5 protein-coding genes are annotated in these 4,622 nt (G+C 65.3%); 1 reads left to right on the top strand and 4 read right to left on the bottom strand.

What is annotated here, in order from left to right; translation table 11 throughout:
- Window positions 1-416: 416 nt before the first annotated feature.
- Window positions 417-695 carry a hypothetical protein gene (locus OXS27_RS31755; protein WP_243922594.1) on the bottom strand — a complete coding sequence of 93 codons (279 nt, stop codon included), beginning with the start codon at window positions 693-695 and terminating at the stop codon, window positions 417-419.
- A gap of 480 nt (window positions 696-1,175) precedes the next feature.
- Between OXS27_RS31755 and OXS27_RS31750 the strand changes: the two genes are divergently transcribed.
- The gene (locus OXS27_RS31750) at window positions 1,176-2,222 is read left to right on the top strand and encodes a hypothetical protein (protein WP_267361636.1); all 1,047 of its coding nucleotides are present in this window, start codon (window positions 1,176-1,178) and stop codon (window positions 2,220-2,222) included.
- Between the two features lie 35 nt (window positions 2,223-2,257).
- On the opposite strand, the gene OXS27_RS31745 is transcribed toward OXS27_RS31750, so the two are convergent.
- From OXS27_RS31745 to OXS27_RS31735, 3 genes are all read right to left on the bottom strand, one after another.
- Window positions 2,258-2,554: a hypothetical protein gene (locus OXS27_RS31745; RefSeq protein WP_243922596.1), complete on the bottom strand. Its 297-nt coding sequence runs from the start codon at window positions 2,552-2,554 to the stop codon at window positions 2,258-2,260.
- 538 nt (window positions 2,555-3,092) lie between these two features.
- Window positions 3,093-3,911 carry an IS5 family transposase gene (locus OXS27_RS31740; RefSeq protein WP_267361635.1) on the bottom strand — a complete coding sequence of 273 codons (819 nt, stop codon included), beginning with the start codon at window positions 3,909-3,911 and terminating at the stop codon, window positions 3,093-3,095.
- A 97-nt stretch (window positions 3,912-4,008) separates the two neighbouring features.
- Window positions 4,009-4,476 carry a hypothetical protein gene (locus tag OXS27_RS31735; RefSeq protein ID WP_267361634.1) on the bottom strand — a complete coding sequence of 156 codons (468 nt, stop codon included), beginning with the start codon at window positions 4,474-4,476 and terminating at the stop codon, window positions 4,009-4,011.
- Between the last annotated feature and the right edge of the window lie 146 nt (window positions 4,477-4,622).

The following is a 4,622-nucleotide window of genomic DNA, read 5'->3' as shown; positions in this document are numbered from 1 at the left end:
GAGATCCGATCGCGCTGCTCCCGGTAGCGATGCCGAGAGATGCGGTGGCGGGCGAGGGGTAGTTGGTCCTCCTCGTCGCTCTCCATCGCCGAGGAGCAGCCCTCCGGCTGACCTTCGCATCCCCAGCTTGATCAAACTGGCCGCTCGATCGGCAGCACCCTGGGAGCCCCGCTCCTGGGGTGTTTTTCATTGGCCGATCCAGTCCGGAGACGGGGTGGCTGGACTCACGACGGCGCGAGCCTGACAAACGCAGAAGGCCCGCCCCTGAGGACAGGGGCAGGCCTTCATCGGATTGGCAAACGCTCAACGACCAGCGTGTCAGAGGCCGAGCAGTACCTGGATCGAGCCCAAGGCCGTCACCGCTAAGGCGAAGGCGAAGAGGCCGATCATCGCGTAGGAGACAGGCTTCAGCTTCATCAGCAGCGGTTGCCGCCCGTGGTCTGACCGTACTGCTTGACGGGGAAGTGCTGCTGATTGGCGTTGCCCTCGGCGGCCGAGCTCATCGGGCAGGTCACCGGGTTGTTGTCGTACCCGAATAGGCTGCCGGCCGGGGCGCCGAGCGAGCCAGTGGCCTCGACGCCGTAGGGCTGAAGACCCGTCCAGGCGGTGGGACGCGGGCCGGCTGCGGCGGGCGAGAGCGCAGCGGCGGTGAAGGCGAGGGCGGCGGCCAGCGCAGCGAAGCGGGTCGTCGTCATGGCGTTTCTTGATCTCCTCGGGGCTGGGCCGGCCTATCCGGCCCCGTTGCGTCCCGTGTGATCCCTAGGTGGGTAGCGCCTTGCCTCCGTGACGTGCCGCCGGGCACGCGGCGGCGCGGATTAAAATCCGAGGCGGCTGGGCTGACCGAAGCGTGTGCTTCAAACTCGAAGGCCGACCCTTTAGGAACAGGCGAGCGCTTGCGACGCCCCCTTGTGAGCCTGCCCCTGAGCCTCTGGGCGCTACACGCCAGCTCTGTTCGAGGCTGATGCGCCATGTCCAGTAAACCCGTGTGCCTTAGTCCAATCATCCTCCTAATTCACCGTCATCATGGCTATTAACCAACTCGTAACGTTCGTTAATAAACCGTTGGCGCGAAGCTCTGCTTTGTGAGGAAATACGTAGGTGGGCAGCGGCCCGCCAAGTCCTCCGAGGTCATCATGGTTCGGGTCACGGCGCCCAGGCTTCCTCTCAGCCTCGGTATGCGCACGCTTGCCAGCATCGTCGCGCCGCCTCTGCTCATCCTCGCCGGGACAGGAGCAGCCAGCGCTCACGTGAAGTGGTTCTGCGCCTACGACGTGGCCGGCCAGCCGCGCGGCCTCCAACAGGTGCTGTGCCCTGATTTTGAGTTGCTGACGGCGTTTGCCATCGTCTGCCTGATGTTGGGCTGCCTCGCTGAGGGCACGCCGCTCGGCACGGCTCTGATGAACGCCCTCGACCGTGTCACCTCCCGCCTCCGCACCGACACCGAGCTTCTGGTTCGCTGCACGCTCGGCTTCTTCCTGGTCTCGGTTTGGGGGGTCGGTGGGATCATCCTGACACCCGAGCTGAAGACCGATGCGGCCTGGATCCCGTGGCTGCAGCTCGCCATGGCTGCTTGCCTGATCTCACGCCGTACCATGCCGTTGACCGGCCTGGGCATCGTCTTCCTGTTCTCCTTCGCCACCGCCCAGTACGGCTTGTTCCACCTCGCCGACTATCCGGTGTTCCTGGGCGTGGCGGTGTACCTGATCTGCCAGGGTCTTGGCCTGAAGCCGTTCGACATCCGCCCCCTCGACATCGTTCGCTGGACGGCCGCCGTTACGCTGATGTGGGCTTCGGTCGAGAAGTGGGCCTACCCGCAGTGGACGGATCCGCTGCTCGCCGCCAAGCCGCAGATGACCATGGGCGCCACGCCCGAGCTGTTCATGCAGGCCGCCGGCGTCATCGAGTTCACCCTGGCCTTCGCGCTGATCTGGACGCCTCTGGTGCGGCGTGTCGCGGCCCTGATCCTGACGGGGATCTTCGTCTCGGCGATCGTCGAGTTCGGCAAGGTGGACGCGATTGGGCACTCCGGCATCATCGTGGTGCTGCTCGGGATCGCGGCGGATGATGCCCGGACGACAGTGCGGGCGCGCGACGCCGCCTGGGCGCCCGCGTACTATGGTGGTGCTCTCGCTGCCTTCCTGGCGCTGTACTATCTCGGCCATGAGGCCCTGTTCGACACGGGCCTGCAATTCCCCGAACTCGTCAAACTGGCGGTGATTTAAAAGACAGAGCCGGGAAATGGCGCCTGCAGGAATGCCTACTGCACGTGGATGGTGAGTTTCATCTTCGGGTGGATGCCGCACTGGATGATGAAGTCGCCGGGCTCCTTGAGGGTCAGAGTGGCCTGCTTGCCAGGCTCCTGATCGCCAGCGTCGAACGCGAACCGATCAGCTTCGATGAAGGCGTGGTGGACGACGTTGTCGTCCCCGTTGACGAGGGTGATGGTGTCACCCCTGCGCAGGAACAGATCGGTCGGGTCGAAGTGCCTGCCCTTCTGCAGCACGATGCGAAAGGCGCTGGCGAGGCCGGCTTGGGCTGATCCAGCCACCAGCATCGCTACGATCAGAACGACGGAGCCCCCAAGGAGGAACGGGCGGTACAGATTGCTTATAGCCACAGACACAACCCAGCCAAATTAGTTATCTGAATGTCTAAGTAGCATATCTTGGCTATATGCCGCCTAACCCGTATCAATATAAGCGCCTAAATCTGCTCGTGCTTCGCTCGCTATGCTCGAATTGCCTGATATTTATACGTCGATCGAAAGAGAATTTTAACTAGGGCGACTCTGAGTCCGCGCATCAAGCGTAGGGACCGGCGACGAGAACGCCCCATTCCGCAGCATTTGCCTGAGTCGAACATAGCTCCCGCCTGCTGCGGCGAGATCCCCCGCCCCACCGCATACAAGAACCCTTAACCGCCTCGCGCCACCATGCCCTCAGCGATGGGCTTTGGCCGCGCGCCGGAAGAGCAGCACCGGGGCCTGACACCCCTCGGCCTCGGTGCGGCCTCGCCGGCGCAGTCGCGGCAGCACGGCCGGCAGCTCTGGCCTGCTGCGATCGGCGCGCCACCTGGGCGCGTTAGACCCCGTTTCATAAGGCTTTAGCGAGCCGCCTGACGAGGATCATGGCCGCAGCGAGCACGAAGAAGGCGAGCGCGGAGGACGAGGTCGCTTCGTGGTCGCGCGCGAGCCTGCGGCAGCGGCTGATCCAACTGAATGTCCGCTCGATCACCCATCGCCGGGGCTGAACGGCAAAGCCCTTCTGCCCGGCTTCCGCCGCGACGATCTCGACCACGATGGCTGTGGCCGTGCCGACGCGCTCACCTCTGTAGGCGCGGTCAGCGAAGCAGTGGGCTAAGAAGGGGAATAGCCTGCGTGAGGCTCGCAACAGGGCGATGCCGCCGTGACTGTCGTGAAGGTCGGCGGTGGAGATCCCAGCCACGAGCAGGCGGCCGTCTGTGTCGGTCAGCGCGTGGCGTTTGCGCCCGACGGCCCGCCGGGCTGGATCATAACCGCGCTCGCCTGCCATCCCCACGCCACCCGAGCGCGCGGCTTGCGCATCCACGACACAGCCGGTCGGGCTGGCCTCGCGTCCGACCCGCTCCCGATCGGCGATCGTGAGGACGTGAGCGAGGCGCTCGAACACGCCTGCCTGCGACAGGCGCAAGAACCAGCGATGCACCGTGCTCCAGGGCGGGAAGTCCAGCGGCAGGTGCCGCCACGCGCAGCCGGTGCGCAGCACGTATAGGATGCCGTCGAGGATCGCGCGCACGGGCCAGCGCCATGGGCGACCAGTGCTGGACGGTGCAGGGAGCAGCGGCGCGAGCACCGTCCATTCGGCATCGCTCAGGCAGGTTGAATAGGGCAGGCTCTCGCGCGCAAGCTCCGCGCGGGCGGCGGGTGTCCACATCAAGGTTCCTGGGTTAGCGTCAGACACTCTCCCAACGCCCGCGATGCTCGCCACTCACCCAACCGCTAAGCTGTTTAGCCCGTTATGAAACGGGGTCTTAGACGCCCGTACGGACGCGAGCTAGGAGGCTATCCCATACGGCGAAGAGCTGGCCCGTCACCGCAGGATCCTTGAGCAGAGCAAGCGGAAGCGTGGGCTCACCATCGAACGAACGATCGGTCGTCACCATCCCAGCAATCTTCCGGTGCTCGCTGACCATCTCCTGGCGTGCGCTGGCCTGATCGAATGGCGGGAAGCTCTTGATGGCATAGAGGCATGTGCTGACGCGCCCGGTCGACTTGATCAAGGCCGGGAAGCCGCTGCGTTCCGCATGCTCGAACCGGACGACGAGCGACGGCTTCTGTGCCCGCGTCGTCTCAATCTTCGCGCCCTGCTCCACCCACCAGTCGCAGATCGTGCGCGCCAGTGCCGCCTCGTCAGCGCCCCTCTCCGTCTCGAAGGTCGCGAACCATGCGTCGACCGTCGGCTTGTGGGCGGCGGCGCTCGCCTGCGTGCCGGCCGGCACCTTCCGACGCTCCGCCTCGGCGGTACGTCCGATCACGCGCGGAACAAGAGTTCGCAGCCCCTGCCCGACCTGGCCTGACCGGCTGGCTTTGGACCGGGCTGATTGAGAGGATCAGCCAGGACCAAAGGAGTTGGACATGCGGCGAT

It is taken from the genome of Methylobacterium sp. GC_Met_3 (assembly GCF_026540775.1).
GTDB lineage: Bacteria > Pseudomonadota > Alphaproteobacteria > Rhizobiales > Beijerinckiaceae > Methylobacterium.
The sequence above is the reverse complement of the archived record's forward strand: the minus strand, read 5'-3'. Positions and strand labels throughout refer to the sequence as shown.